Source organism: Streptomyces atratus (genome assembly GCF_040655115.1).
GTDB lineage: Bacteria > Actinomycetota > Actinomycetes > Streptomycetales > Streptomycetaceae > Streptomyces > Streptomyces atratus_D.
The window spans coordinates 274732-300477 of record NZ_JBFAJH010000005.1 but is presented as its reverse complement, the minus strand read 5'-3'; the positions used below and the strand labels follow the sequence as shown (position 1 = coordinate 300477).

Genomic DNA, 25746 nt, shown 5'->3' with positions numbered 1-25746 from the left:
GGGGCGGCCTTTGGGTGATCGTGTCTTCTCGCTGAAGTCGACAGTCGATCACCCCAAAGGCCGTGATGGACAGTCCGCAAGAAGGTGCTGCGCGCGTCGAGGCCCTGGCCGGGTCGTCCCGGTTTCGCCGTGAGTTCTACTCATGCCTGACGCTGCGGGCGGACGCCCTGTTCGAGCTGACGGACGCGGTCCTGTGCACTGACGGCCCGGTGGTCTCGTTGCCCGAGTTGTCCATCGCCGAAGTGCACCGCCGCGGACATGGCGCGATGTACGACGCGCTGGCCCAGGGACACATCAACGTGTCCCGGCTTCGGATGGCCCTGGCGGGGCTCGTACTGCCGCGCGGGGCGGACGGGCAGCTGTCCATCGCCTTGGACGTCACCGCATGGCCACCCCCGGACGCCGAGTGTTCGCCTGAGCGGCTGCACTGCCACCGTGACACCGCGCGGCCGTAGGGTGAGCGGCATGACGGCGGCGACGGATGGAGATGGGGCGGCGGAGTGCTCGGCGCTGCGGCGTGCGTTGAGCGAGTTGGACGCGCGGCTCGCCGAGGCCACCGAGCGCGGGCCCGGAGCGCACCTGACCTCTGGTTCGAGCCCTTGGTGGAGCGACTGCGGACACCGGCGGCCGCGTTCCTGCGGCCGGCTCTTGAGCGCCGGCTTGCCTGTCACGTCGACGCCGACGACAAGGTGTCCAACGCTGCGACGAGCTGGGCGAAGGAGCAGATGCGGGACTTCGCATCCTCCAAGTGGGGCCGGTTGACGACGGAGATCCCGTCGCGCTGCTGAAGAGCCTGAAGAACTCCATCTTCGGTGGCGACGGAAGCGGCACGACTGCAACTGGTGGCCTGGGACGAGCCCTGACGTGGGCCCGCTCGCAGGCCGGCAAGCCTTACCAGTGGGGCGGCGCCGGAAATCCGTCCTTCGACTGCTCCGGCTTCATGAGCAGCATTCAGAAGGTCATCCTGGGGCAGGTCCCGAGGGGCCGCCTGTGGTCAACGTTCTCCTTCCAGGGCAGCAACGCCCCGGCGGGATGGGTGCGCAACCTGCGTTCACCGTTCCAGATCGGCATCACGAACGACGGCGTGGGCCACACGGCCGGAACGCCGGCCGGCGTCAATGTCGAGTCCAGGGCGGGGATGGCGTGGAACCGGAGCCGGTTCGCGGAGCCAGCAGCGAGAGCAGTCCCCTGACGCCCGCGTCGAAGGCCGCCGTCGATCCCGAGGCGCGGGCCAGCACATAGCCTCCCTGCACCGTCGCGACCACCGTCGCCGCGATCTCGTCGGGCATCAGTGTCCGGTTGAACTCACCCCGGTCCAGGCCCTCCTGGACGATCTCGGCGAGCCGTCCGCGCAGCCAGCCGATCGTCTCGTCGACCGGGGCGCGCAGCTCGTCGCTGGCGATGACATCCGGGTCCATCGTCAGCCGGCCGACGGGGCAGCCGCGCAGTACGTCACGCTCGCGCAGGACATACGCGGAGATCCGCTCGTACGCCGATCCCCGGCCGCCCAGCACCTGTTCGGCGGTGGCCCGCATCGCCGCGGCCGTGCGAAGGATGGCCGCCCGCGCCAGGTCGGGCTTGCCTGCGAAGTGGTGGTACATGCTGCCCTGGCCTGTGCCCGCCTGCTGCTGGATGGCCTTGGGGCTCGTGCCCACATAGCCGCGCTCCCACAGGAGCTCCTGGGTGGCTTCGATCAGACGGTCCGGAGTGCTTATGCAACTCACTGTACATACTAGTAGGTACAGAGACCAGGGATGTGGGGCCGCCAACGGGAGCAGCCGCCGGAACGCCACGTACTCCCGCGGGGGTACGCGTACTGCCGCCGGCCGTACGACGACTCGGACCCCTTCCCGGGGCCAGGCTCGGAAGCGTCGGAAGAACGCCGACCGAGAACTCTGAACCGAGGGAACCGACCGAGATGAACACCTTGGCTTACTCCGGCGGACCCGGGCCGTGGATCCTTCTCTTCCCGCTGGTCTGGGCGGCCGTCGCCGTCACCGTCGTCACCGCGCTGCGCCGGACCGTGTGGCGAGGCGGCCGACGCGGACCCTGGGGCCCCCGCGCCGCGCACAGTGGACCCGCCACCCCCGGCGAGCAGTCGCCCATCACCCTGCTCGGCCGTCGCTTCGCCGCGGGCGAGATCGACGAGGACGAGTACTGGCGACGGCTCTCCGTCCTGGACGAGCAGTTCGGCCGCATCGGCCGGGGAGGTGCGGCATGACCACCACCGTCCGCACCGTCACCCTGGACGGGGTGAGCGTCGATTTCCCGGCCGGCCGCTTCACCGCGTTCACGGGGCCCTCCGGCTCCGGAGAATCCACCCTGATGCACTGCGCCGCCGGATTCGACACGCTCTCCTGTGCGTCACGGGGCGAGGGAGAAGTAGTTCTCCTCTTCTTGGGTGAAGTGCAGTCGCAGCACGGTGTGCAGTCCGTAGAGGCAGGAGCGCAGGTCGTCGAGTTGCTCGGGGGTCAAGCCGCCGTCGGCGTGGGCCAGCTGTAGGTGGATGGCGATACGCCGGGCGAGGCGTTCGATCTCGGTGTGGGTGCGGCTCATGGTGGCAGTGGCCTCGGGGCCGCCGAGGGTGGGGGCCAGCGCCGGGTAGAGCTCGTGCTCTTCGGCGTTCTCGTGCGGCAGCAGCCGTTCGGTGAGCAGCCGGTGCGTCTCCTCCACCGCTGCGAGGGCTTTGGGGCCAGGGCTGTCGGAGAGGCGGCTGGCAGCATCGTGGACGGCTTCGAGGACGTCCTGCAAGTCGTCGTGTTCGGCCGCGAAGCGGTGGATGAGCGCTTCGGCGGCGGGGGCGAGGGCCGGTCGCGCCGCCTGCTCGACCCGCAGCGCCCGCAGCGCGTTGAGGATGACCATGACGTCGATCCCTTCCTGGAGCAGTGCGCCGACTGCGGGCGGGAGCAGTCCGACGGCGGCCGCGGCCATGGCGGCCAGCGACATCATCATGCCGCCCAGCGCGCTTTGCACGGCGATGTGCCGGGAGCGGATGGCGATGGCGACGGCGTCGGCCAGGCGGTCCACACGGTCGGTGGTCAGGACGATGTCGGCGGCCTCGGAGGAGGCCGTGGAGCCGCGCGCGCCCATCGCCACGCCGATGTCCGCGGCGGCGAGGGCAGGGGCGTCGTTGACGCCGTCGCCCACCATCACGGTGACAGCGCGTTCGCATTCGGCGCGCACGGTGGCGACCTTGTCCGCGGGGGTGAGTTCGGCCCGTACGCCGTCGAGGCCGAGGACCGCGGCGACCTCACCGGCGGGTTCGGCGCGGTCACCCGTGAGCATCAGCAGCCGTTCGATGCCCGCCGCCCGCAGGCGGCGCAGGGTCCTCGGAACGTCGGAGCGCACGGGGTCGCGCAGGAGGACCCCGCCGACCGGTTGCCCGTCGACGGTCAGCCAGGCGACGGCCGCGCCGTCGAGGAGCGCCCGGTTGTCGACCGCCCCGGCCCAGCGGGGCCGCACATCCGAGGCGTAGAGGCGGCCGATGGACATCCGGTGCCCGTCCACGGTGCCCAGGGCGCCCCGGCCGGGCTCCTCGACGACCTCCGACGGCACCGACAGGTTCAGCCCGCGCTCACGGGCCGTGTCGACGATGGCGTGGGCCAGTACGTGCGGGGAGTACTGGTCGAGCGAGGCCGCCAGGCGCAGTACTTCCATCGGTTTCCAGCCGGGCGCGGCAGTCACGTCCAGCACGCGAGGGCGGCCACCGGTGAGGGTGCCCGTCTTGTCCAGCAGCAGGGTGCGGGCCCGGCCGAGGTTCTCCAGCGCTCCGCCGTCGCGGATCACCACACCGAGACGGGAGGCGCGGGACAGCCCGGAGACGATCGCGACCGGCGCGGCCAGCAGCAGCGGGCATGGAGTGGCGACCACCAGGACCGCCACCGCCCGCACCGGGGACCCGCTGACCAGCCAGGCCAGCCCCGCCACCGCGACGGACAGGGGAAGGAACCAGGCCGCGTACCGGTCGGCCAGCCGGACCACGGGGGCGGATTCCGCGCCGGCCTGCCCGGCCAGCCTCACAATCTGCGCATAGGTGCTGTCCTGCTCGGTGGCGGTAGCGCGCAGTTCGAAGGCGCCGCCCGCGTTGACCACGCCACTGCGCACCGCCTCGCCCCGTGTCCGCTCGACCTGGAGGGGCTCACCGGTGAGCACCGCCTCGTCGAGGACGGCCGCGGCACTCTCCACCCACCCGTCGACGGGAACAACTTCACCCGGGCCCACCACGAGCAGGTCGCCGACGGCGATCTGGGCCAGCGGCACCGTGTGGACCCCGGCGGTGGTGCGGCGGCGTGCCGAGCGCGGTGCATGCTCCAGCAGGGCGCGCAAGTCGTGGGAAGCGCGCCGCTGCGCCGCGGCTTCGAGAGTCCGGCCGGTGGCGAGCATCAGCGCGATCAGGGCGCCGGCCAGGTACTCGCCCACGGCCAGCGTGCCGCCGAGGGCCAGGACGGCGATCAGGTCCACACCGGCGTGACCGCGCCGCAGCGCGGCGATCACCCACCCCACCGCGGGTACGAAGGCGGATACGGTGCCCAGGCCCCAGAGCACGTCCGCGAGGCTGCCGACACCGACGAGCCAGGCGATACCGCCAGCCGTCAGGGCCGCCGCCGTGACAATCAGCAGAGTGGGCTCCAGCCGCAGGGACACGGCGGCCCCCCTCAGGCGCCGCAACCGTCCTGTACGGATGGAAAAGCCCATGACACACCTTCGTCCGTCCGGGCTGGGTCGGTTCAGTCCCTATCCATCACACCTCGGTGTCGGGCACAGGTGCCAGGGGACGAACGGCCCCGTGTCAGGGCCATTCAGACGATGCCCTCTCACGTACCCGCCGCATGCGGCCGACCAGTACCAGCCACACCCGTTGCCCTGCCCCGGAAGGACGGCAACCGCCGCTCAGGCCCAACGTCCTCGAACCCGGCCCCGCCGCGCGCAAGCCCGGCTCGGTCTGAACCAAGCTGCCACGGGCTGCGGGCGGCTTCCGCTCGCTGCCGGCGTGCTCGCCCGTCTCGGCTCGGCCCTTCTGCCCGCCGTCCGCGCGGGACGCACCGCACCGCTCGCGGCCCTGCGAGACCGCCGTCGACGACTCGGCGGCCTCCCTGCCCCGTGCCGTCACCGGCGTCACGCTGCTGCTCGCGGCGGTCGGCACCATCCTGACCGGCGTCCTGGCCCATCCTTCCGTCCGGCTGTCGGCCGCGGGCGCGGTCCTGCTGCTCGCCGCCTTCGTGGTGCTCGGCCCGGTTGCCTCCACCAACACCGTACGGATCCTCGGCGCTTCTCCGCGGGCGGAAAGGCGGCGGTCCGGATGACCGCTGCGGCGTACGGCAGTCCGGACGTACAGACCCGCGCCGAGTACGCGCAGTCCTCGGCCGGCTCCATCGACACGATGCTCACACTGGTCAACGCGTTGCGGGCATGCGCCGTACTGATCGCCCTGCTCGGCATCGCCGACACCCTCACCCTGGCCATCCATGAACGCACCAGGGGACTGGGCCTGTTGCGGGCCGTCGGACAGACCAGGAGTCAGCTGCGGTCCATGGTCCGCCGGGAATCCGTCCTGGTCGCCGCGTTCGGCACGGCAGGAGGTCTGCGGCTCGGCGGCTTCCTCGGCTGGGGTGCTCGTGAGGGCGTCCGAAGGCGCGGGCGACACCCCGTTCTCCTTTGCGCTGCCGCCCACACGGCTGCTGGTGGTCGCTCTGGTGGGGATCACCGCCGGGGCACTGGCCGGCCGGCGCCCGGCTCGGCGTGCGGCGCGCCTGGACGTGCCCCGCGCCACCGCCGCCGACTGAACCCACGGGCCCGTCGGTCGAATCGGGCCCGAACCAGGCCACCATCTCACACACAGCGTGTGAGACACACGTGAGACGAGACGCCCCGGGCCGGTGATTCCAGCACCGTCGGGGCCTCGAGACGAAACCCAGGAAACCCTTCTGAATCAGGGAGCCGAACCCATGTGAGACCGTAGCCTGAGCGCCGAGCTGGGCGGCCTCCGTGCGGCTGGCCTCGACGCACGCGCCATGCCCGCGTTGGCCAGAAAAGGATGTCCGTCCGCATCCCGAGCGCGTCGTGCACGCCCGGGTCGCCCTGGAGTGGGTCCAACAGGGCGACGACTTTGGTTGGTCTGCGGACTACCTGCGGGCCGTCGTGCCGAGCACCCCGTGTCTGGGTACTGCCACTGGGGTGCTGCGGGGAAGGAGACCGGCAGGCCGATGAGTGCGCCGCGCACTGTTATGGCGCCTCCCCTTGATCACGGCCCGGTCACCTCACCTGCCCGGCTTGGTGCACCGGCCACACCGAGCACCCGGTCGAGTGCCGGGTCGCCCTCGCCCACGCTGGGAGGTGCCTTGCCGCCGAGGAGGGTGATCAGCTGGGCGAGGAGGGCGTCGAGTTCGCGGCCGACGTCGGCGATCCGCGGGTTGTCGTATCCGGCGAACAGCAGGCTGGGCTGTTCGACGGCGAGTTTCGTGTCGCCGTCGGGGTCCGCGTAGAGCAGGGTCCGCAGTGGTGCGTGCAGCATGACCGACGGGTCGTGACGGAACATGCGTTCGGCGATGGTGTGGTTGCCCATCAGGTACTGCGTGGCCTTCCAGAAGGACGGTGATCCCGCCATGACGGCGGTGATGTCGCTGCGGAAGTAGCGCATGAACCCGTGCGGGGCGTTGATCTCGGCGAGCTCGAGCGTGGCCTGCCAGGAGGCCATCTGGAAGAAGCGGTCGAGATCGACCTCGGGGACGAGGGTTTCGTAGTGCTCGCGGGCTGCGTCGTAGGAGCGGGGGAGCGCCACAACGAGCCGCCGGGCGGGGTGGTCGATGACGGCGGTGTCCGTGGTCATGGTTGTGCCTGTTCGTCTCAGGAGTGAACGAGTTCGACATCGTGGATGTCGAGCGTGATGGAGGGGAGGTGGAGGTTGACGCTGTTGTCGGGGTTGCGACGGAAGACTCGTCGGCGTGTGGCCACAAGCAGGCCGTCGAAGCTCTTGTGGCGGCTGGTGCAGTGGCCGACGAGTGTGCTGCCGTTGACTTCGGCGATGTAGTCCATGCGGCGTTGCATTGCGAGGGCGTCGAAGTAGAACACTTGGTCGGGATTGTGCGTGGCGATCTCGGGTGGGAAGCGCACCTGCAGGCGTCGCCAGGTCTGCCCGGCCTCGCGCCACGGTTCGATCTCGTGGACTCGCACGTCCGGATGGGTGAAGAGGAACGGGGTGGTGAAGTAGTTCCAGCACGCGTAGCCCAGGAAATAGCCGAGGTGTAGAGCGTCCCAGGCGCTGTTGCGCAGCATTCCCTTGAAGCCGGCGCGTGCGGGGGCGAGGGTCGCGACCGGTTCGCCGTCGAGGGTCTGCATGGTGACGCTGTCGGCGGTGGCGTCGAAGGCCATCCGCTGGTCGGGGCGGGTGAACGGGGTGAAGACGATGTGCTCTCTGACTGTGTCGAGGGTCAGGATCTGGTCGAACGTCTTGTCCGGCGGCCAGCCCTTCGTCGCCCAGATCGGGCCGCCGATGGAGATGTCGACGTTCAGGCCGCGCAGGGTGTCCCAGTGTTCTTGGCCGCCGGCGGTGGCGATTGCCAGATCGAGGAGTTCGTCACTCATGAGCCGGGTACTTTCCGTCGCGATGCGTACGGCGGTCACCGAACCCGGGGACCACCAGGCCTTCCGGCGGCTGTCAGGGGCGGACGAGGGCGAGGCCGACCTTGCCGGGCCGTACCGCGTGCTCCGCGGCCTTGGCCAGCTCGCCGAGGCCGTACGTGGCGGCCACGTCGAACTGGTCCTTGAGCCCCAGCGCGATCTGCTTGGCGGTGGCGACGTCGGAAGCCCGCCTCTCGGCGGAGGCCTCGGACATCCACCGGCCGACGTTCTTGCCCCGCAGCGTCAGCGACTTGTTCAGCAGCATCGACGCGTGCACCGAGATCGACTCTTCGGCGATTTGCCCGTAACTGACCAGTTTCCCGCCCGGCGTCAACAGGTCCAGAAGGCTCTCCGCCAGCTCCCCGCCGATCGGGTCGAAGGCCACACTGACCGGGCGGCCGCCAGCTGCCTTGCGGACCTCGTCGGCCCAGCCCCGATGCTCTGTCGACACGACCGGCACGCCGGGGAACCGCTTGCGCAGCTCGGCGGCCCCGCGGTCGCGGCGGACGACGTCGACCAGCGCCAGGTTGTGAAACTGACACATGCCAGTCACCAGCCGCCCGACCGACGAGCCCGCAGCGGTCCGCACGAGAAGACCGTCGTATCCGAAGGCCAGGTGCTCCTGCGCCTCACGGCGCAGCATCACCGTGGTGAGCGGCTTCGCAAGCATCTGCGCGGCGACGTCGTCCGACAACTCGTCCGGTACGGCGACGACCACCTCGGCATCCGCCACGATCCACTGGGACCACGCCCCCGGCTGGGGGAAGACCGTTGCGCGGCCACCGACCTTGACACCCGGAGCCAGGGCGCTCCCCTGCCGATCGCCTCCATCACGCCGGTGGCCTCCAGGCCGGCCGGAACCGGATGTACAGCCTTCCCTGGGTAGGCCTCGATGGCCTGGAGATCACCAGGGTGCACCGAGAAGGCCGTGGTGCGGACGAGGACCTGGCCGCGCTCGGGCGCTACCGACTCCGGCTCCTCGATGACGGTCAGGACGTCGGCGGGCAACGCACGGGTGTAGGCAACACGACGGTTCATGATTCTTCTCCTGTGCACCGGTATGTGTGGGTCTTGGACCGGGCATCAACCGACGTCCTGCAGCCCCGGTGCACTCCGCTGAGTGCACTGCGGAACGAGGGATTCGTAGGGCTCGCGGGCTGCGGCGTATGGGCGGTCTCTGCCGCCGGTCGTGGTGATTGCCAGGTCAAGGAGTTCGTCACCCATTGGCCGGGTCCTTTCCGGGGCGGTTTCGGAGCGGGAAAACAATCCTGTGCCCGTGTGGCGACCGGACCCGTGCACGATGGTCGGCAGGAGCCTCCAACGGTCAACCCGCAACACGCTCGACAACGCACGACGAGGACGCGGCTTCAGGGGCTGAACAGGCCGGGGTTCTCACGGACGTAATCGGCCACCCCCGAAGGAGGCCGCCCGATGACCTGCTCGACCCCGTCCGCCTTGCGGTCGTACCGATTCTCCGCGTGAAGGCGAGCCATGGTGGAGATGTGGTGGAAGACGTGGTCGGGCAGCCCCAACGGCCTGAGATCGTCGTCGATCCATTCCTGCAGGGGGACGTCGGTGTAACCGACCGGTCGGCCCAGGGCTGCGGAAACCTCCGCCGCCATGGCGGCGACGTCCTCCGAGCGCGGGCCGGTCAGCTCATGGATTCGGCCGACGTGCGGGGCGGGATCGGCCAGGATCTCCTCCACAACCGCGGCGACATCCCCGGCCGCCACAGGAGAAGTTTTCGCCCGGCCGAAGGGCAGCCTGATGCTTCCGTACTTCGCGATCGAGGAAAAGCCCACACGGAACAGCGGATTCTCCATGAACACGGTGGGCCTGACCTGGACGACGGGCAGGCCTGACCAGCCGAGGACCTGCTCTACCAGCCACTGCTGCCGCTGCTGCACGGACTCGGAGGTGCTGGTGAGGTCCATCTCGGAGACGGTCAGCTGCGACATGTTCACGAACGCTTCCAGGCACCCGTACGCACGCGTGACGGCCGCCACCGTCACGGCAGCCTCCAGATACTGCGCCGACACGCCCATGCCGAAGTACATACGTCCACAACCGGCCACGGCGTCGGCGACGTCGCCCGCGCGTGTCAGGTCTCCGACGACGACATCGGCGCCCGTCGCGCGCAGCGCCTCCGCCCGCTCGTCATCGCGACGCACCATGGCCCGGACGGGCAGGCCCCGTCGCCGAAGACCTTCGACCACGGATCGCCCGACGGCGCCGACGCTACCCGCCGCGCCTGTCACCAGAATGGGTAGCACACCGGTTTTCAGGGTGTGGTCCATAGGGACAGCCTGTGGTGCGCACAGCCAGGGCGCAACGGGAGCCCGCCGAGCCGTCGGAGCTGCGACGACAGTCGGCTCATGTAACTGGATCGGCATCCTCAACTGGCCGGCCAAGCGCTCAGCAGTCAACTGAAACGCAAAGCCACACCTGGGGACCTTCACCCGGGCGTGCGATATTTCGTAACCTCCTCGAACGCTTGAGTGAATTCAAGCGTGGGTACACCTTTCTCCGACGATCTCCTGCAGGCCCAACGCGACTGGTATGCCGTCCACCAGCAGCTTGCAGGGGCGGTACGAGGCTCAGATGACGGTCCTACGGCGTGCGCTGCAACGCCTGTCCGCGCGGATCTCGAAGCATCCGTACTGGGCGAGCTTGCCCGGTACGGCGCCACCCGCCCGATTGGAGCTGAAGCGAGCAGCCGGGGAAGCGTTGAGTGAGGAGCGATCCGCCACTGCAGACGGCCCGTTTGCCCCTCGCACCCAGATGGACGAGTCAAGTGTTTGTGCTGACCACGACCATGACGAAGGGCGCCCGTTAACTCGTGTGCGACCACCTGCCTGGACGCCTCAATTGCGGCACTGTATGTGTTCACCGGCGACCATGTGGCTCCTCGCCGCCGGATCGGGCGACCCCCGAAACTGACGGACGCCGAACTCCTGTGCCTCGCGGTCGCCCAGGTCTTGCTGGGCTTCCCCTCAGCCCGGCACTGAATCCGCTTCGCACACGCCGGGATGTGACACTTCTATCGCTGCCTGCCTCAACAATCCGCCTACAATAAGCGGCTCAACGAGGCAGGTCCGCTGATCAGCCGCGTGATCGAAACCCTGGCCCGGCAGGCGCCGACCTGGAACAACGACCTGCGGCTGATCGACGCCACACCACTGCCCTGCGCGGCTTCCCGCGAGACCCTCAAACGCTCCGGGCTGGCCGGTTACGCCGGATACGGCTACTGCCGCAGACACTCCTGCTTCTTTGGGGCTTCCGGCTCTACCTGGCCTGGCCACCACCGCCGATGGCAGGCCGGTGTCCTGGTGCCTGGCGTACCTGAAACTTGGCGAGAGGGAGGTGATGACAGCCCTGCTGGAACGCGACCACCACCTCGTCCGCGTCGGCCGTGATCCTTCATCGCCCACAGGGCCAAGCACCATGCCGCGGCACGCCCTCACCGCCATGCCGCCCACTCCTTCACCGCGAACCGGTCGCCGACGCGCCGCACTTCTGCTGCGCCCGGCCCGGGGAAGTGCGCGGGGAACAGCAGGGCGCCCCGGTCCGCGGCCTCCCCCAGCACACGGCGCCGGCTTTCCCGCGCGCGAGGTTCGTCCTCGTCGAAGCTGGGGCAGTCGTCCGGCTCCACGATCTGTAGTGGGCTGTGCAACAGATCCCCGGCGAACACCGCCCGGTCCGTGCCCGACCGCAGCCATACGACGGAGGAGCCGGGCGTATGGCCGGGAGCCGGCTGGATGCGGAGCTGGGCGTCGATGTCGTGGTGGTCGCCCTCCCAAAGCACGGTCTGTCCGGCCTGGTGCACGGGGGCGACGCTGTCCTCGAAAACGTTTGCCATCCGGGGGCCGGAGCGGGTCCGGTGTCCGTTGGCCGGGTTCCAGTAGTCGAAGTCGGCGCGTGAGATGACGTACTGGGCGTGGGGGAAGGTCGGTCGCCACTCTCCGTCGTCCGTCATACGGGTGTTCCAGCCGACGTGGTCGCCGTGGACATGGGTGCAGATCACCGTGTCCACGTCCTGCGGGCGGACACCCGCCGCGGCCAGCTCACCGAGGTAATGAGTCTTCAGATGGTGGAAGGACGGCATGGCCGGGCGCTCCCGGTCGTTGCCGATGCCGGTGTCGATCAGGATCGTCCGGTCCTCGCTGCGGATCAGCCAGGTCTGGATCATGACGCGGACCTCGTCGGCGGCCGAGTCCAAAAAGGTGGGGGCGAGCCAATTCTCGTGTGCCTGCCAGTGCTCGACGGGCACGTCGGGGAAGACGTAGTCGCGGGCGCGGCCTCTGGCGGGCAGCTCCACCACACGGGTGATCTCCGCGTTTCCAAGCGTGATGGTGTCCATGTCCCCAGCCTGCGTGCCGGATGACGCAGGCGCTATCGGTCGCATGACCACGCCTCGGAGGGAGCGGGATGCGGCGCGATGCGCCGGTCTGCGACGCGCGATAGCGCGTGGGAGTCGGACGGTGACCATGGTGGGGCGGGAGAGCGAGAGCGCGGGGCTCGGTCTCGAACCGAATCAGGTTCCTCCGCCGAGGCCGGTTCCCGGTACTCGCGCAGGTCCCGCAACACCGCCGGCGCAGGCAACCCACGCTTCCTCGCCTTCGACCGGACCACAGATCGGTCGCACGAGGTGCGAACGCACGAGAGCTGGGGCCCTTGAGAAGCTCACGCGGACAGCGCAACCTGCGGTGAACACGACGAAAGCGCCCCGGCGGCTACGCCCATCCGGCACATACTGGAACGAATGGCCGACCTGCTGGCGCCTACCACCAGCTGCGGCGTCCGGCAGGCCGGTCCGCTGCGGCCGACGCATCGCGTAAAACCGAGCGATGCCGACGGGCGATCGCTGCGGGGTTCATTCGAGTGACGGGAGACACCGTCCGGGTGCGACCGGAGGCATCGCCGCCTCCGCCCTGCATACGATCCGGGTCACGGACCGTCCATATTTTGGACACTCGTTCCTGGCCGGGCGGTTGCCCGCGTGGCCGCACGGCTTCCCTGGGGAGAGACGTGACCCGGCCCATCACCCGTTTCCCGCTGACCTTGACGGCCATTGGCCTGGCGCTCATCGTGGCCGGACTGGCCGGCGGCGTGGGGCACACACTGGCGGAGTTCTACCGCGCTGCGTACAGCCCCGCTGCGGAGAGCGGCCGCCCCGTCCCAGGAAGCGTCGGCCCTCTGCTCCAGGATCCGCCGGAACTTGTCAGTCGTGGCGGCGTGCTCAAGGCGGCTATTGTCGTAGAGCGGCGCAAGGTCCCGGTCGGCGACCGCCAGCTGTACGCGACTACCTACAACGGTGCCTACATGCCACCCACGTTGCGCGTGCGGCCGGGCGACCGCATCGACCTGACCATGACCAACAAGACCGACAAGTACACCAATCTGCACACGCACGGACTCATGGTCTCGCCACGCGCGCCCGCCGACGACATCTTCATCTCCATCAAGTACGGGCAGTCGTACCACTACGCCTACCAGCTCCCGCGCGATCACCCCACCGGCACCTACTGGTATCACTCGCACGCCGACATGCTCTCTGCCGCCCAGGTCGCCGGTGGCGAGTCGGGCATCGTCGTCGTCGAGGGCCTGCGACGGCACCTGCCGCCGGCGTTGCGCCACATCACCGAGCACACCATCGCGCTCAAGGACGACCAGGTCGAGGGCGACGCGATCAAAACCAGCCCTCTGAGCATTGGCGCGCCCACCAATCGCACCGTCAACGGCCAGCAGAATCCTGTGATCCACATCCGGCCGGGTGAGACCCAGCTGTGGCGGCTGGCCAACATCGGCGCCAACATCTACTACAAGCTGCACCTACCAGGCACCCGCTTCCACGTGATCGCCCAGGACGGCGTTCCGGTGCGCAGGATCCACGCCGAGGACACGCTGCTCATCCCCGCCGCCGCACGCTTCGACGTCCTGGTCCAGGGCGGCGCTGCCGGCACCACCCGGCTGGAGACGCTGCCCTACAACACGGGCCCGGCGGGCAACCAGTTCCCCCAGGCCGACCTCGCGACCGTCGTCACCGGCGGCACGCCCATGCCACGGGCGACGATCCCGAGCGGCTTCGTCCCGCAGGAGGACCTGAGCAACGCGAAGATTGCGGCCCGCAAGACGATGGTCTACACGGAGAACACGGCGGGCACGGTCTTCTACATCAACGGCCGGACGTTCGACCCGAAACGGACCGACTTCACCTCTACCCTCGGCACCGTCGAGGAGTGGACCGTCGGCAACAACTCCGACGAGGACCACAGCTTTCACCTGCACACCGACCACTTCCAGCTGATGAGCACCAGCGGGAAGGCTGAGGACCCCTCCCACAGCGTGTACGACACGGTGAACGTGCCCAGGCGCGGCGCCGTCGTCATCCGCGTCCACTTCACGAAATTCACCGGCAGGACTGTTCTGCACTGCCACATCCTCAACCACGAGGACATGGGCATGATGGCCGTCCTCGACATCGTCCCGCCCCCCACTGACCAGCAGAAGACGCCCGGCAAGTGACCGCCGACGACTGACGACGCATGGGCCTTCGATGCGGCGGCCCCACACCACGTGTCCCGCAACGGCCGGACGTCGACCGACGGGGCCCTGTGTCTGCCGAAGTCCTGGACCGAGGACCGGGAACGCTGCCGGGCGGCGGGCATCAGCGACGAAGTCCCGTTCGCCACCAAGCTGGAGATGGCAGAGGCGATGGTCGACCGCGCCATCGCAGCCAAGGTGCGGTTCCGGTGGGTCACCGGTGATGAGGCGGCGTGCAGACGGGACCAGACCGGCGTCTTCAACCAGGCGGTATTGGTGCTGCGGTGGTTCATCGACGGAACCCGGCTGGCCCAACTCGCCCACGACAACGGCATCTCGGCACCGACCGCGTACCGCTACCTCCACGAGGGGCCGACCGTGCACGCCGACCACGCGCCGGATCTGCCCACTGCGCTGGAGCGTGCCACAGCGGTCGGCTACACCCACCTCAACCTGGACGGCACCGTCATCCGTACTGACCGCGTCGCGGCCCCGGGGCCGAACGAAGCCGACCTCTGGTGGTCCGGAAAGCACGAGCACCACGGCAGGTCATCTCGATAGCTCACGGCCAGACAGAGAGCCTCATCGAGCGAGCCGCGGACGTGATGTTGAAGCAACGGCGCAAACTCGTCCTCTGCCTACGGGAAGCGCCGCTGAATCTCATCCACCTGCGCGACATGGTCACGCGGGCGACCGCGTCGCCATCATGCTGCCCAACACGCCGGAGTTCGCCCTCGCCTACTTCGGCGTACTCCGGGCCGGCGGCATCGTCGTTCCGATGAACCCCCTGCTCAAGTCCCGGGAGGTCGCCTACTGCCTCGGCGACTCAGGTGCCCGGCTCCTGTTCGCCTGGCACGCCGTCGCCGACGAGGCACGGACCGGTGCGCAGCAGGCCGGGGCCGACGCGGTCGTCGTCGATTCCGGCGGATTCGAAGGGCTGTTTGCGCCCGGCCCGATCACCGACGACGTGAGAAGCCATGGGACACACGGTCCAGGAACGGCGCACAGATCTGGATGTTGCTTTGCTCGCCGTGGAACACCTGGGCTCAGTGCTGCTCAGAAAGAAGCCCGCATAACCCCTTGCTCTCCTCTAACTAACCGACCACCGCGGACCGGGCGTCGGTGTGCGCGACGGCCTCCAGGGGAGACGTGGTGGTCACGTCACCGAACGGGCCGTCGGTCGTCGCCCCGTACAGTGAGTTCGTCGGCAGCGCGACAGTCGGAGAAGGGGCCGGGAGCGTGAACCAGACGACCTTCCCGGCCCCGCCCCACGGCCGGAACCCCCAGCTCTCGCTGACCGCGGCAATCATCGCCAGTCCGCGCCCCGAGGTGCTGGAGGCGTCGACTTCGCGCACGGTCGGCAGCCGTGGGTCGTGGTCGTGGACGGATACCGTCAGGCGTTCGAGCAGCAGCTCTATCTCGACGGTGCACGTCTTGTCCGGCTGTGCGTGCCGGTGGACATTGGTCAGGAGTTCGGTGACGCCCAGCGCTGCCTGGTCGATCAGAGGGTCGAGATGCCAGTAGCGCAATTGCGCCGAGATGATTCTGCGGACCTGACCGATCCGCGACGGCAGTGCCTGGAGCTCCACCGTGCAGTGCCTGCTTGGCTCGCTGATCACGGCTGCGACTCCCCGAAATAGGTCCGGAAGAAGACGACGGAACGGAGTCGGCAGGTGGCCGGCTGTCGTTCCTGCTCCGGCGGGCTGGATCACAGTGTCACCGCCGGTAAACCATGAGTGACGTGATTCCAATGTCGCTCAGGGGTTACGGCTCCGCAACTCGCGGTGACCCGGCCGTGCCACACGGTCACCCCCACGCGGTCAGCCCCGCTCGGTCGGCTCCGCATCTCGGCCCGGCCGGGCGCCCGCGCTGCGCAACGACTCCAGAAAACGGTGCGACAGCCCCGCGCGGTCCGGCCCGCGGTCACGCTGCCCCATCGTCAGCCGATATCACGTCCCGTTGACCCGCGCCACCATCGAGTCGACTCCGGCGAACCATGGCCTGCCTGCCTGCCTGCCTGCCTGCCTGCCTGCCTGCCTGTACGCACGCACCGCCTGCGCCGGGGCGCTGTCGATCTCCCGCCCGTAACTGGTCAGCAGCGCCACCCGTCCGTCCTTGACGATCACCTGACCGGCCCTGGTGAGCGACCGGGCCCACCGCTCGATCCGAACCCCCGTCGCGCTGAACTCCGTTCCCTTCATGGCTGGTTCACCCCCTTCGTCATGTTTCTGACGGTCAGTCTGCCCGCACGGCCGCGAGTGCGCCAGGTCGCAGCGCGGCTGCTTGTCGCGCATGCGCACGGTGGGCCGCAGCCATCCCGCTCCCCGGTGCCAAGGCAGGGCTATGGTTCCCCAAAGTCAAAGTTTGTGCAGGTGGGGGGCCTATGGTGGGGACGCAGAATCCGGGGGCCGGTGGCCCGCGAGTCCGGTCACGACGAGCAGGAGCGTGCTGATGAACACCAGTGAGCGCGGGCCCGACGGCGAGGTCACGGCGACCGTCGACGTCGACCGCACCGACCATGAGTACCGGGCCTGGCTGAAGGAGGCCGTCCGCAAGGTCCAGGCCGACGCGAACCGCTCGGCCGACACGCATCTGCTGCGCTTCCCGCTGCCCGAGGCCTGGGGGATCGATCTCTACCTCAAGGACGAGTCGACGCACCCCACGGGCAGTCTCAAGCACCGGCTGGCCCGCTCGCTCTTCCTCTACGGGCTCTGTAACGGCTGGATCCGGCCGGGCAAGCCGGTGATCGAGGCGTCCAGCGGTTCGACGGCCGTCTCGGAGGCGTACTTCGCGAAGCTGATCGGGGTGCCGTTCATCGCGGTGATGCCCCGTACCACCAGCGCCGCGAAGTGCCGGCTGATCGAATTCCACGGCGGCCAGTGCCACTTCGTCGACGACGCCCAGAAGCTGTACGAGGAGTCCGCAAGGCTCGCCGCCGACAGCGGGGGCCACTACATGGACCAGTTCACCTACGCCGAGCGGGCCACCGACTGGCGCGGCAACAACAACATCGCCGAGTCGATCTACCAGCAGTTGCGTCTGGAGCGCTATCCGGAGCCCACCTGGATCGTCGCCACCGCCGGGACGGGCGGCACCTCGGCGACCATCGCCCGCTATGCGCACTACATGCAGTACGACACCCGGATCTGTGTGCCCGACCCGGAGAACTCCTGTTTCTTCGACGGCTGGGCCGACCACAACGCCCTCGCCACCAGCGACTGCGGTTCACGCATCGAGGGGATCGGCCGGCCCCGGATGGAACCGAGCTTCGTGCCCGGCGCCATCGACCGGATGATGAAGGTGCCGGACGCGGCCAGCGTCGCCGCTGTGCGCGCCCTGGAGCTGGCCATCGGCCGGAAGGCGGGCGGCTCCACCGGCACCGGGCTGTGGAGCGCGTTCAAGCTCGTCGCCGAAATGGTGGACCAGGGCCGCACCGGCAGCATCGTCACACTGCTCTGCGACCCCGGCGACCGCTACCTCGACAAGTACTACTCCGACACCTGGCTCGCCGAACAGGGCCTGGACATCGCCCCGTATGCCGCGACGATCCAGCGCTTCCTGGCCACCGGCAACTGGCCCTGCTGAAGCACGTCCCGCACCTGCGATCCGACCGGGGAGTAGTCGACGTGGCCCGAAAACAGCGCGGTCTCGCAGGTGTGACAGACCCCGGTCCGGCAGGACCAGCGCACGGGAACGCCGCATGCCTCGGCGAGTTCGAGCAGAGTCCCGTAGTCAGGGTGCCAGGGAACGGTCGGGCCGCTGCGAGCGAAGGACACGGACGACATTGGTCGTCCGGTGGGAGGATGGGACGGGTGGTGCGGTGCCCGGGTGGATTCCGCCACCACACCGGGGGTGACGGCAGGCGCGGCTCCGAAGGTCTCGGTGTGGATCCGCGTGGACGGCAGGCCGCAGGCCTCCAGGGCCGCGGTCATGTCCCGCATGAACGCGACCGGCCCGCAGATATAGGCGTCCGTGTCCGGGGGCAGTTCGAGGCCGCGGATCCGATCGATGCTGAGCCGCCCGGATACCCGTGTAGTCGATACCTGGACGATCAACGCTGCGCGGACGGCTGTAGGAGACGAATGACCGGCCTGCGGGCAGCCGGGAGAGCAGCGCGCGCACTTCGTCGGCGAAGGGGTGGTTCTCGCCGTCTCGGGCCGCGTACAGCCACCACACCGGGCGCTGTGAGGGCTCCGCGGCGAGACCGTACAGAATGGCCAGGACCGCCGCTGTTGCCGCCCACGGTGCCAGGGCCGCGATCCACATCGTCCAGCAGGGCACGCAGCGACGTCTTCCACCCGGGGCTCAACGCAGGAATACGCAGGGCGCGTTCGAGCTGCGGCCGGGAGTGGCCGGGCAGGTAGAGCAGTCCGTCCATCTCGGCGACGGTCATCTCCTCGGGGCCTGGCGCAATCCTTACGATCTCGTCCCCGGCCTGCACCTGCCCTTCTGCCAGCACCCGCATGTAGAAGCCCGGGCGGCGGTGGGAGACGAGCAGCGCCGCCATCTGAGGTTCCCCCATCCGCAACCCCACGCGGTAGCACGTCACGCGGGGCTGCGTGACCTCGAAGACCGCCCCGCCGATCTGATAGCGGTCGCCGATGCACACCTCGTCGTCGGCGAGTCCGTCCACGGTGAAGTTCTCGCCGAACTGGCCGTACGTGAAGTCGTCCCGCTTCATGTGCTCCTGCCAGTGGCGGTAGGAGTCCAACTGGTAGACCAGTACGGCACGCTGCTCGCCGCCGTGCCCGGCAAGTTCGCCCTGCCCGTCGCCGTCCAGATTGAGCGACCGCGCCATCAGGGGCCCCGCCACGGGTTGCTTCCAGACGCCGGTGCGGATGATGTTGCCATGCCAGGCGACGTCCTTGGGCATGCCGACGTTCACGGCGATCAGCGTGGCCATACGACATCCCTTCGCTGAGCCGCGGACCGCACCGACCAGATGGAGCTGGATCCGGGCCGCGGGGCGCGTTCACCCGTTCGGATGAGTCCGGACGCAGACGGTGCGTGCCTTGCCCAGGATCCAGAAGACGGTCCCGGTCGCGGCGCCGTAAGCCAGGTGGGGGCCGAGGTCGTCCGCGAGGGTCTTGCGGTCGTACTTCCAGATGGGCTCGTAGAGCCCCGCGATCGGCAAGGTGATGTAGTCACTGATCCAAACGACCGCGCCGAACGGCACGCCGTAGACCCCAGAGGGCGGCTTGCGCACCGAGCCGGCGACTACGCCGTAGAGCGCCCCGTAGGCCGCGCCGTACAACCAGTGCATGAACGTGCTGACCGGCCAGGCCGCGGCATCCGGGAGTTCGCGCTGGGTGAAGCCCTCGATCAGGCGCTTGCCGACCTGCCCGGGATCCGGAGCCTCCTTCCAGGTGCGGACGGGAGCGAACTCCCACCGCAGGGGATTGCGCTCACCACCGGACCGGCGCTGCCGCAGGAACCGAACCGTGTCCATGCACGCGGTGCCGACCAGGCCGGCGGCCAGACCCGACGCGATCACGCTGAGCGGAGTCAACTGCTTCGGAGTGCGCATTCTGCAACGCTCCTGCTGGTCTTGGCGATACGGGGCCGGTAAGCGTGACGTCCCGCGACCCGGCGACGCCGACATCTCCTCCTAGGCATGCTTACACGCACACCGTCACGGCACCATTCGAGGTGGGAAGGCCTCGGGGTGGCGGCCGCGTCGTGTCGTGACCCCGAGGATCGCCACTGACTCGCCGCTGTGCGTTTGTGTCCGGCGGTGCGCGGTTCGAGTGTTGAGTCGAAAGAGCCGCACGCGGGCGTTGCTGTTGCGTGAGCGGCCCGCGGCCCTGCTCCAGCGCACGTCAGGAGACTTGATCATGGCTGCTGTTCGCGGACGTGTCGGAGAAGCAGGTGGACGCCTGGCGGGCGCGAGCGGCGAAGGAGTACCCGGCGAACCTGGAGCGGATCCCCGCCCGCTCCCGTGCTGGAGGCGGCCGCGAGCAACTGGCCGAGGCCACCTCCCCGCATTGGCCCGGACGAAGCCGAGGTCCACGGAGCGGAGCCGACGTGTCATGGGATGCACCTCCCGTGCGAACGGCGGCGGACCCGCCCGGCCCGCGACGCGCGCACCACAACTGTCGCAGCGTCAGATGTCTTCAGTTGCAAGGGTGTTGTACCGCAGACTGCGGTGGTACTGCCCGGGCGGCCGCCGTGATGTTACGTGCCATCCCGCCGAAGACCACTGAATGGAACGGCCAGACGCTCCACCAGTAGGCGTGGCCGAGCAGCCCGCGCGGATGGAACAGGGCCCGCTGCCTGTACACGGTCCGCCCCTCCTCGTCCCGGCCGACCGACAGCTCCAGCCACGCAGTACCCGGCAGCCGCATCTCCGCACGCAGCCGCAGCAGCCGACCCGGAACGATCTCCTCCACCCGCCAGAAGTCCAGCGAGTCGCCCACCCGCAGCCGCTGGGCGTCCCGCCGCCCGCGCCGCAGCCCCACGCCTCCGACGAACCGGTCGAGCCACCCTCGTACCGCCCAGGCCAGCGGGAACGAGTACCAGCCGTTCTCCCCGCCGATGCCCTCGATCACCCGCCAGAGCGCATCCGGTGCCACCGGTACGGCCAGCTCGCGCTCGTCGCGGTAGAGGCTGCCGCCAGACCAGTCGGGGTCGGTCGGCAGCGGATCGCTGGGTGCGCCGGGTACCGCGGCGGACGACCAGCGGGTGTCCACCCTGGCGTCCCTGATCCGTTGCAGTGCCAGCCGCAGCGCCTGGTCGAAGTCGATCGGGCCACCCGGCGGATCGGGCACGTAGTGGGTGATGTCCTGTTCGCGGCAGACGACCTCGTTGCGCAGCGACTCGGCCAGCGGACGGGCGATGGCCCGCGGTACGGGGGTGACCAGACCGATCCAGTGGCTGGACAGCCCCGGTGTGAGCACGGGGACAGGAAGGATCACCCGGCGCGGCAGCCCGGCGACCCGCGCGTACCGCTGCATCATGTCGCGGTAGGTCATCACGTCCGGGCCGCCGATGTCGAAGGTGCGGTTCACGTCCGCCGGGAGCGAGGCGGCGCCGACGAGGTACCGCACCACGTCCCGTACCGCCACCGGCTGGATCGAGGTACGCACCCAGCTCGGCGTCACCATCACCGGGAGCCGCTCCGTCAGATGGCGCAGGATCTCGAAGGACGCCGAACCCGACCCGATGACGACTGCTGCCCGCAGCACTGCGGTCGGCACACCGGAGTCCAGCAGGATCCGCCCGACCTCGGCCCGCGACCGCAGATGCGGTGACAGTTCGCGATCCGGAACCCCGGCGGGGGTGAGCCCGCCGAGGTAGACGATCCGTCGGAGCCCGGCCGCTCGCGCCTGCTCGCCGAAGATCCGGGCCGACCGGCGGTCCGTCTGCTCGAAGCCACGCCCCGATCCGAGCGCGTGCACCAGGTAGTACGCCACGTCCATGTCCGCCTGTGCGGCCCGCACCGACGCGGCATCGGCGACATCGCCCTGCACCACCTCGACCCGGTCCGCCCATGGGTAGTCGCGCAGTTTCCGTGGGGTGCGGGTCAGACAGCGGACCTGGTGGCCGGCATCGAGGAGCGCCGGCACCAGCCTGCCGCCGATATATCCGGTGGCACCGGTCACCAGACATCGCAGCCGCGCACCACCGGGAGAGTCGGGTGCGGGTGCGGGTGCGGGTGCGGGGGCGGAGTCGGAGTTGGGCGCGGAGCCGGAGGATTCGCTCACGCGGCCGAGTCTCGCACCGGACCGCCGCGCCGGCGCGGCGGAGGACTCCGAACGGCCCCTCCCTCTCGCTCCTTCCCCGATCCGCCTCTCAGCGCACCACCGTCAGTGTCCCGCCCTCGCGCAGCCGGGCCTTCAGCTCCAGCCGCGCGTCCCGCGGTGCCCGTACCGCCAGCGTCGTACCGCCCGCCGACCCGCGCACGGTGCCTGTCACCTCGATCCGGTTCACGGCCCGGCTGCCCGCCGCCAGTACGTACCACCGGCCGGACGGTGCCCGCCAGTGCGTGCCCGCCAGGACGTGTTGCCCGAACCGGCTGCACAGCGCCGTGTCGGGCCGGTCGGCCACCACCGCACCAGGGGCGGTGAGCGACGCGGCGGGCTGCAGGAACTGGATCAGAACCCGGCCGGGCCCCTGCCAGGTGTCGGCCCGGGTGCACATCCAGTCCGCCGGCGTCCCGCCCTCCGGGAGACGCTGACGGGCAAAGGCCCAATTGTTGACCGCGCGGACGCCGCTGCCCCGCAGCGCCCGCAGCGAGCACACCGTACGTACCCAGCTCAGCAGGGCCGGACCAGCGGTCGCCTCACGCGGCCCGCGCGGCGGCGCGCCCTTGCCGGGCAGCGGTGTGTACGTGAGATGGACCGGAGCCAGGTCGCCCAGATCGGTGAGGAGGAACGCGTGGTTCTCGACGATGCGCTCCGAGGAGCGAAGCTGCATCACCGGCCAGGAGCCACAACTGCCGCCCGGCGAAGGCCGCGGTACAGGTGCGGTGACACCGTCGCGGCCCACCTTCAGCGACCGCGCCGCAGCGTTCGGCTCCAGCAGATCGCGCGTGGTGATCTCCGAGACCCACGGGGCGAGCAGGAACCGGGCCCGGTCTCCCCTGCGGCTGACCACGACGGCCGCCCCCGTCGTCACATCCGCGTCATCGGTCCGGGCGAAGTCGAGCGCGGCAGTCCCGGATCCGGTCAATGGCTCCGCGTAACGGACCACGCGTACGCCGCCGTCGTGGAACAGCACCACCGCCGCACCGTCCACGTCGCCCGCGTACAGGAGCCGGGGCGGCTGGGCGGGCGGTACGGAGGACGTCCCGGGCGACGTGGAGACGTGGACGGTGCGCGGCGTGCGCCCCCAGGTACGCAGTGCCCGGCCGAGCAGATCCCGGTCCCCGGTACGGTCCCCGCGGGCCGGCCACGCGGTGAAGTCGACGCGCGAGGTGTCCGCCCATTCCGTGGCAGCCGTACGCAGCAGCGCTGCCGGATCGACGGCGGGCGCCGACCGTGCCGCCGCGGGAACGCCCTGTGGGGCGTCCGGACCGTTCTCCGCGGCCAGGACGACCAGGCCGCCCGCCACCACGCACAGCGCGGCAGCGGAGGCCACCGCCCGTAGCTTGTGCCTGCGCCGCAACAGATCGCTGGGGCGAGTCTGGAGTGTGCACGGGTCGAACTCGGTGGAGCGCAGCAGCGATTCGGTCTGCCGCAGGTCGGCTGAGCTCAGCCGACCGCCCGCGCGTACCGCGCCGGCCGCGTCGCTCGCCCCCGCCCGGGCGAGCAGCACCGTCGCCTCGAGGTCGCTCAGCTCCTCCAGCAACCGCAGCGCGAACGATGCCCGCACGGCAGCGGACACCGTGGACAGCGTCCGGTCCAGGGCCAGTTCCTCCGCACCACCGGCGTGCGGGAGGAGCCGCAGTCCCCGGACGACGGGGAGCGTGGGGCGCAGTGAGGCCGGTGCCGGGATCCGCGCGGGCCACCAGCGGGGCCGCCGCTCGTACGCCAGCGCGGTACGCAGCACCCGCAGCCGCACCCATGCGTATGCGGAGGAACCGTGCGCCGCGGCGAGGGGCCACGAGGACGGTACGCCCCGCCCCGGTGCCGGGACCCGGGTCCGGAGCGGTTCGGGAGGTCCCGCGGTGGCGGTGCGCCGGCCGGGCAGGGCGCGCTGGACCGCCGCATGGGCGGCGAGGACCCGTCGGTGCCGACCGAGTGAGGGCGGCAGAACGAGGTAGGCGAGCCGGACGAGACGTGGGTAGTGTTCCACGAGCGCGGCTTCGGCCTGCTGGACGCCGGGGCGTTCGCCGCTGCGGGGGGAGCGCTGGCCGGATGGGTGGATCGGCATGGGATCGGTGCCTTCTGAGCCGTTGGCGGTAACCGTCGTACCGACAAACGAGTCGATCGTGTGACGGTCACATCGGGCACGGGACGGGACGCACGGCCGCCCGGCTGCGGCGTCGGCCGCGCGGCCGGGGCGGCAGCCGCGCACCGCTGGAGTTACGGCCGCACCGGGCCGTCGAGCAGACCGTCCAGCACCCGGCCGAACAGCCGGCGGCCCGTTCCCACGATCACCGGATCGCCCCACTGCGGCAGCAGCCGGATGCGTATGTCCTCCACCCACACCACATGGGACCCGGAGTTCGTCGGATACACGTCGATCGATGCCCGGCCCAGCACCACCGAGCCACGCTTCTCCAGTCGGCAGAGCCCGGCTCGCCCGGTCACCGGCGGCATCCAGCGCACCACTTCCATCGGATCGTCGAACGCCAGGGGGCCCACACCCGTGCGGGCCACGAAGACGGTCCCGAGTCCGGTGGGCAGTCCGGCCGGGACGGTGATCCGGGTGAGCGGGACGTGCGCGGCGTGCCGTTCCCAGTCGGTCACCCGGCGCCAGGACTCGGCGGCGGGGAGGGAGGTGAATCGTTCGATCCGGAATACGGCCACAGCACGATCCTAGGACGTCCCGGCCATGGCGCGAGCTGAGCGGAACCCATGGCCCGCCCTCCGGATTCCTGTTCCCTCAGCGCTCGGAGAGGTCGTCGGCCGCGGTCTCGCCCGCCACCACCAGGCCCGGCAGATGCTCCTCGATCTCCTCGCGGGCGCCCGCCGACAGACCGGAATCCGTGATGAAGGTGTCCACCTGCTCCAGCGTCGCGAACGAACTCAGCCCCACCGTGCCCCACTTGGTGTGATCGGCGACCACCACCACCCGCCGCGCCGACTGCACGAAGCGCCGATTGGTCTCGGCCTCCGCCAGATTCGGTGTCGAGAGCCCGGCCTCGACCGAGATCCCGTGCACCCCGAGGAACAGCATGTCGAAGTGGAGCGAACCGATCGCCCGATCGGCCACCGGACCGACCAGCGAGTCCGACGGGGTCCGCACCCCACCGGTGAGCACCACCGTGGCGGCCCCGGCCCGCGGGCCGCCCGTCGCCGTCGACCGCTGCGCGGCATGGAACACATCGGCGACCCGCACCGAGTTCGTCACCACCGTCAACTCCGGTACGTCCAGCAGGTGCTGGGCCAGCGCATACGTCGTCGTACCACCGGAGAGCGCGATCGCACTGCCGGGAACGGCCATCGCCGCGGCGGCCCGCGCGATGTCCTCCTTGGCGGTCAGCTCCAGCGTCGATTTGGCCTCGAAACCGGGCTCGTGCGTACTCGCCTCGACGACCGGCACAGCGCCGCCGTGCACCTTCTCGATGACACCCTGGCGGGCCAGCGCGTCCAGGTCCCGGCGCACGGTCATGTCGGAGACGCTCAGCTTGCGGGTCAGCTCGTTGACCCTGACCCCGCCGCGCCTGCGCACCTCGTCGAGGATCAGTGCACGCCGCTGCTCCGCGAGGAGATTCTGGTTCTCGCTCAACGCCGGGTCCGTTCCTTCCCTCTGGTGTCCGTACAGCAGTCCGTCGGACGGGCTCATCCTGCCACGCAGCCCCGTTCGGCGCCGCACTGGGGAGATTCGGTGATCCGGGTACCGGCTCGGCCCGAGTTCCGGGATTCTGGTGACTACGCATCAGTACGCAGGCCGGAACGCCGCGACAGCAAGAGAGCGAGTCACCCACGTGCCCCCTGTCACCGAGGCCCCGCAGAGTACGGGGGCCGCGCTGGAACTCCT

General features: G+C 70.0%; 23 protein-coding genes and 8 pseudogenes. 13 read left to right on the top strand and 18 right to left on the bottom strand.

Annotated elements, in window-relative coordinates:
* Positions 1-65: 65 nt before the first annotated feature.
* From AB0I23_RS09540 to AB0I23_RS09530, 3 genes and pseudogenes are all read left to right on the top strand, one after another.
* Positions 66-434: pseudogene (locus AB0I23_RS09540) on the top strand (transposase); the annotation flags it as partial.
* Positions 435-599: 165 nt separating this feature from the next.
* A complete protein-coding gene (locus AB0I23_RS09535; protein ID WP_359108410.1) occupies positions 600-788 on the top strand; it encodes a hypothetical protein in 189 nt (62 codons plus the stop codon).
* Positions 749-1192, top strand: a complete 444-nt coding sequence (locus AB0I23_RS09530; RefSeq protein ID WP_359108408.1) for an NlpC/P60 family protein — start codon at positions 749-751, stop codon at positions 1190-1192. The genes AB0I23_RS09535 and AB0I23_RS09530 overlap by 40 nt, the downstream gene beginning before the upstream one ends.
* Here the strand turns inward: AB0I23_RS09530 and AB0I23_RS09525 are convergent.
* A complete protein-coding gene (locus tag AB0I23_RS09525; RefSeq protein ID WP_359108452.1) occupies positions 1116-1715 on the bottom strand; it encodes a TetR/AcrR family transcriptional regulator in 600 nt (199 codons plus the stop codon). The genes AB0I23_RS09530 and AB0I23_RS09525 overlap by 77 nt on opposite strands.
* 203 nt (positions 1716-1918) lie before the next feature.
* Here AB0I23_RS09525 and AB0I23_RS09520 point away from each other — a divergent pair, with 203 nt between their 5' ends.
* Both AB0I23_RS09520 and AB0I23_RS09515 read left to right on the top strand, forming a co-directional pair.
* Complete coding sequence (locus AB0I23_RS09520) at positions 1919-2221, top strand: SHOCT domain-containing protein (RefSeq protein ID WP_359108406.1); 303 nt, start codon at positions 1919-1921, stop codon at positions 2219-2221.
* A pseudogene (locus tag AB0I23_RS09515) lies at positions 2218-2391 on the top strand (ATP-binding cassette domain-containing protein); the annotation flags it as partial. The gene AB0I23_RS09520 and the pseudogene AB0I23_RS09515, both read left to right, overlap by 4 nt.
* On the opposite strand, the gene AB0I23_RS09510 reads toward AB0I23_RS09515, so the two are convergent.
* Complete coding sequence (locus tag AB0I23_RS09510) at positions 2365-4695, bottom strand: heavy metal translocating P-type ATPase (RefSeq protein WP_359108404.1); 2331 nt, start codon at positions 4693-4695, stop codon at positions 2365-2367. The pseudogene AB0I23_RS09515 and the gene AB0I23_RS09510 overlap by 27 nt on opposite strands.
* Positions 4696-5272: 577 nt before the next feature.
* Here AB0I23_RS09510 and AB0I23_RS41650 point away from each other — a divergent pair.
* Positions 5273-5783: pseudogene (locus AB0I23_RS41650) on the top strand (FtsX-like permease family protein); the annotation flags it as partial.
* A 458-nt stretch (positions 5784-6241) separates the two neighbouring features.
* On the opposite strand, the gene AB0I23_RS09500 reads toward AB0I23_RS41650, so the two are convergent.
* The 5 genes from AB0I23_RS09500 to AB0I23_RS09485 all read right to left on the bottom strand — a co-directional run bounded on the left by AB0I23_RS09500 (position 6242) and on the right by AB0I23_RS09485 (position 9914).
* Entirely contained in the window at positions 6242-6826 is a 585-nt protein-coding gene (locus AB0I23_RS09500; RefSeq protein ID WP_359108402.1) for a DUF302 domain-containing protein, read from the bottom strand.
* Positions 6827-6843: 17 nt separating this feature from the next.
* Positions 6844-7581, bottom strand: a complete 738-nt coding sequence (locus tag AB0I23_RS09495; protein ID WP_359108400.1) for a hypothetical protein — start codon at positions 7579-7581, stop codon at positions 6844-6846.
* 73 nt (positions 7582-7654) lie between these two features.
* The gene (locus AB0I23_RS09490; protein WP_359108398.1) at positions 7655-8350 is read right to left on the bottom strand and encodes a zinc-binding dehydrogenase; all 696 of its coding nucleotides are present in this window, start codon (positions 8348-8350) and stop codon (positions 7655-7657) included.
* A complete protein-coding gene (locus AB0I23_RS41645) occupies positions 8260-8655 on the bottom strand; it encodes an alcohol dehydrogenase catalytic domain-containing protein (protein WP_436846901.1) in 396 nt (131 codons plus the stop codon). The genes AB0I23_RS09490 and AB0I23_RS41645 overlap by 91 nt, the downstream gene beginning before the upstream one ends.
* A gap of 329 nt (positions 8656-8984) precedes the next feature.
* Positions 8985-9914, bottom strand: a complete 930-nt coding sequence (locus AB0I23_RS09485; protein ID WP_359108396.1) for an NmrA family NAD(P)-binding protein — start codon at positions 9912-9914, stop codon at positions 8985-8987.
* A gap of 558 nt (positions 9915-10472) precedes the next feature.
* Between AB0I23_RS09485 and AB0I23_RS41640 the strand changes: the two are divergent.
* Positions 10473-11031 (top strand): annotated as a pseudogene (locus tag AB0I23_RS41640) (IS982 family transposase); the annotation flags it as partial.
* 46 nt (positions 11032-11077) lie between these two features.
* On the opposite strand, the gene AB0I23_RS09480 reads toward AB0I23_RS41640, so the two are convergent.
* A complete protein-coding gene (locus AB0I23_RS09480) occupies positions 11078-11977 on the bottom strand; it encodes an MBL fold metallo-hydrolase (RefSeq protein WP_359108395.1) in 900 nt (299 codons plus the stop codon).
* Positions 11978-12645: 668 nt separating this feature from the next.
* Between AB0I23_RS09480 and AB0I23_RS09475 the strand changes: the two genes are divergently transcribed.
* The 5 genes and pseudogenes from AB0I23_RS09475 to AB0I23_RS09460 form a co-directional block, all read left to right on the top strand.
* Positions 12646-14142 (top strand): multicopper oxidase family protein, encoded by a 1497-nt coding sequence (locus tag AB0I23_RS09475; RefSeq protein ID WP_359108393.1) that lies wholly within the window; start codon positions 12646-12648, stop codon positions 14140-14142.
* Between the two features lie 51 nt (positions 14143-14193).
* Positions 14194-14382 (top strand): annotated as a pseudogene (locus AB0I23_RS09470) (transposase); the annotation flags it as partial.
* Positions 14383-14424: 42 nt separating this feature from the next.
* A pseudogene (locus tag AB0I23_RS09465) lies at positions 14425-14706 on the top strand (IS5/IS1182 family transposase); the annotation flags it as partial.
* A 59-nt stretch (positions 14707-14765) separates the two neighbouring features.
* Positions 14766-14942, top strand: coding sequence for a hypothetical protein (locus tag AB0I23_RS41635; protein ID WP_436846904.1), 177 nt, complete (start codon positions 14766-14768; stop codon positions 14940-14942).
* A pseudogene (locus AB0I23_RS09460) lies at positions 14867-15022 on the top strand (AMP-binding protein); the annotation flags it as partial. The gene AB0I23_RS41635 and the pseudogene AB0I23_RS09460, both read left to right, overlap by 76 nt.
* On the opposite strand, the gene AB0I23_RS09455 reads toward AB0I23_RS09460, so the two are convergent.
* The 3 genes and pseudogenes from AB0I23_RS09455 to AB0I23_RS09445 all read right to left on the bottom strand — a co-directional run bounded on the left by AB0I23_RS09455 (position 14987) and on the right by AB0I23_RS09445 (position 16361).
* A complete protein-coding gene (locus AB0I23_RS09455) occupies positions 14987-15139 on the bottom strand; it encodes a hypothetical protein (RefSeq protein WP_359108391.1) in 153 nt (50 codons plus the stop codon). The pseudogene AB0I23_RS09460 and the gene AB0I23_RS09455 sit on opposite strands and share 36 nt — an antisense overlap.
* Positions 15140-15254: 115 nt before the next feature.
* Positions 15255-15779, bottom strand: a complete 525-nt coding sequence (locus AB0I23_RS09450; protein ID WP_359108389.1) for an ATP-binding protein — start codon at positions 15777-15779, stop codon at positions 15255-15257.
* Positions 15780-15980: 201 nt separating this feature from the next.
* Positions 15981-16361: pseudogene (locus tag AB0I23_RS09445) on the bottom strand (hypothetical protein).
* A gap of 250 nt (positions 16362-16611) precedes the next feature.
* Here AB0I23_RS09445 and AB0I23_RS09440 point away from each other — a divergent pair.
* Complete coding sequence (locus AB0I23_RS09440; RefSeq protein ID WP_359108387.1) at positions 16612-17745, top strand: PLP-dependent cysteine synthase family protein; 1134 nt, start codon at positions 16612-16614, stop codon at positions 17743-17745.
* On the opposite strand, the gene AB0I23_RS09435 is transcribed toward AB0I23_RS09440, so the two are convergent.
* From AB0I23_RS09435 to AB0I23_RS09405, 7 genes are all read right to left on the bottom strand, one after another.
* Positions 17649-17945 carry a 2Fe-2S iron-sulfur cluster-binding protein gene (locus AB0I23_RS09435; RefSeq protein WP_359108450.1) on the bottom strand — a complete coding sequence of 99 codons (297 nt, stop codon included), beginning with the start codon at positions 17943-17945 and terminating at the stop codon, positions 17649-17651. The two genes, AB0I23_RS09440 and AB0I23_RS09435, sit on opposite strands and share 97 nt — an antisense overlap.
* Before the next feature lie 266 nt (positions 17946-18211).
* Positions 18212-19063: an MOSC domain-containing protein gene (locus tag AB0I23_RS09430; RefSeq protein WP_359108385.1), complete on the bottom strand. Its 852-nt coding sequence runs from the start codon at positions 19061-19063 to the stop codon at positions 18212-18214.
* 69 nt (positions 19064-19132) lie between these two features.
* Positions 19133-19687: a hypothetical protein gene (locus AB0I23_RS09425; protein ID WP_359108383.1), complete on the bottom strand. Its 555-nt coding sequence runs from the start codon at positions 19685-19687 to the stop codon at positions 19133-19135.
* A gap of 586 nt (positions 19688-20273) precedes the next feature.
* Positions 20274-21761 carry an SDR family oxidoreductase gene (locus AB0I23_RS09420; RefSeq protein ID WP_359108448.1) on the bottom strand — a complete coding sequence of 496 codons (1488 nt, stop codon included), beginning with the start codon at positions 21759-21761 and terminating at the stop codon, positions 20274-20276.
* A 190-nt stretch (positions 21762-21951) separates the two neighbouring features.
* Positions 21952-23973 carry a hypothetical protein gene (locus AB0I23_RS09415; protein WP_359108381.1) on the bottom strand — a complete coding sequence of 674 codons (2022 nt, stop codon included), beginning with the start codon at positions 23971-23973 and terminating at the stop codon, positions 21952-21954.
* A gap of 152 nt (positions 23974-24125) precedes the next feature.
* Positions 24126-24572 (bottom strand): SRPBCC family protein, encoded by a 447-nt coding sequence (locus AB0I23_RS09410; protein ID WP_359108379.1) that lies wholly within the window; start codon positions 24570-24572, stop codon positions 24126-24128.
* 76 nt (positions 24573-24648) lie between these two features.
* On the bottom strand, positions 24649-25494 hold the full coding sequence (locus AB0I23_RS09405) for a DeoR/GlpR family DNA-binding transcription regulator (protein ID WP_359108377.1): 846 nt from the start codon (positions 25492-25494) through the stop codon (positions 24649-24651).
* Positions 25495-25746 lie beyond the last annotated feature (252 nt).

What these genes read in the sequence shown, in the direction of transcription:
- AB0I23_RS09520 (WP_359108406.1), top strand. Translation starts at nt 1,919, where the DNA reads ATGAACACCTTGGCTTACTCCGGCGGACCCGGGCCGTGGATCCTTCTC.
- AB0I23_RS09510 (WP_359108404.1), bottom strand. Translation starts at nt 4,695, where the DNA reads ATGGGCTTTTCCATCCGTACAGGACGGTTGCGGCGCCTGAGGGGGGCC.
- AB0I23_RS09500 (WP_359108402.1), bottom strand. Translation starts at nt 6,826, where the DNA reads ATGACCACGGACACCGCCGTCATCGACCACCCCGCCCGGCGGCTCGTT.
- AB0I23_RS09495 (WP_359108400.1), bottom strand. Translation starts at nt 7,581, where the DNA reads ATGAGTGACGAACTCCTCGATCTGGCAATCGCCACCGCCGGCGGCCAA.
- AB0I23_RS41645 (WP_436846901.1), bottom strand. Translation starts at nt 8,655, where the DNA reads ATGAACCGTCGTGTTGCCTACACCCGTGCGTTGCCCGCCGACGTCCTG.
- AB0I23_RS09485 (WP_359108396.1), bottom strand. Translation starts at nt 9,914, where the DNA reads ATGGACCACACCCTGAAAACCGGTGTGCTACCCATTCTGGTGACAGGC.
- AB0I23_RS09480 (WP_359108395.1), bottom strand. Translation starts at nt 11,977, where the DNA reads ATGGACACCATCACGCTTGGAAACGCGGAGATCACCCGTGTGGTGGAG.
- AB0I23_RS41635 (WP_436846904.1), top strand. Translation starts at nt 14,766, where the DNA reads ATGTTGAAGCAACGGCGCAAACTCGTCCTCTGCCTACGGGAAGCGCCG.
- AB0I23_RS09455 (WP_359108391.1), bottom strand. Translation starts at nt 15,139, where the DNA reads ATGGCTTCTCACGTCGTCGGTGATCGGGCCGGGCGCAAACAGCCCTTC.
- AB0I23_RS09440 (WP_359108387.1), top strand. Translation starts at nt 16,612, where the DNA reads ATGAACACCAGTGAGCGCGGGCCCGACGGCGAGGTCACGGCGACCGTC.
- AB0I23_RS09435 (WP_359108450.1), bottom strand. Translation starts at nt 17,945, where the DNA reads ATGTCGTCCGTGTCCTTCGCTCGCAGCGGCCCGACCGTTCCCTGGCAC.
- AB0I23_RS09430 (WP_359108385.1), bottom strand. Translation starts at nt 19,063, where the DNA reads ATGGCCACGCTGATCGCCGTGAACGTCGGCATGCCCAAGGACGTCGCC.
- AB0I23_RS09425 (WP_359108383.1), bottom strand. Translation starts at nt 19,687, where the DNA reads ATGCGCACTCCGAAGCAGTTGACTCCGCTCAGCGTGATCGCGTCGGGT.
- AB0I23_RS09415 (WP_359108381.1), bottom strand. Translation starts at nt 23,973, where the DNA reads ATGCCGATCCACCCATCCGGCCAGCGCTCCCCCCGCAGCGGCGAACGC.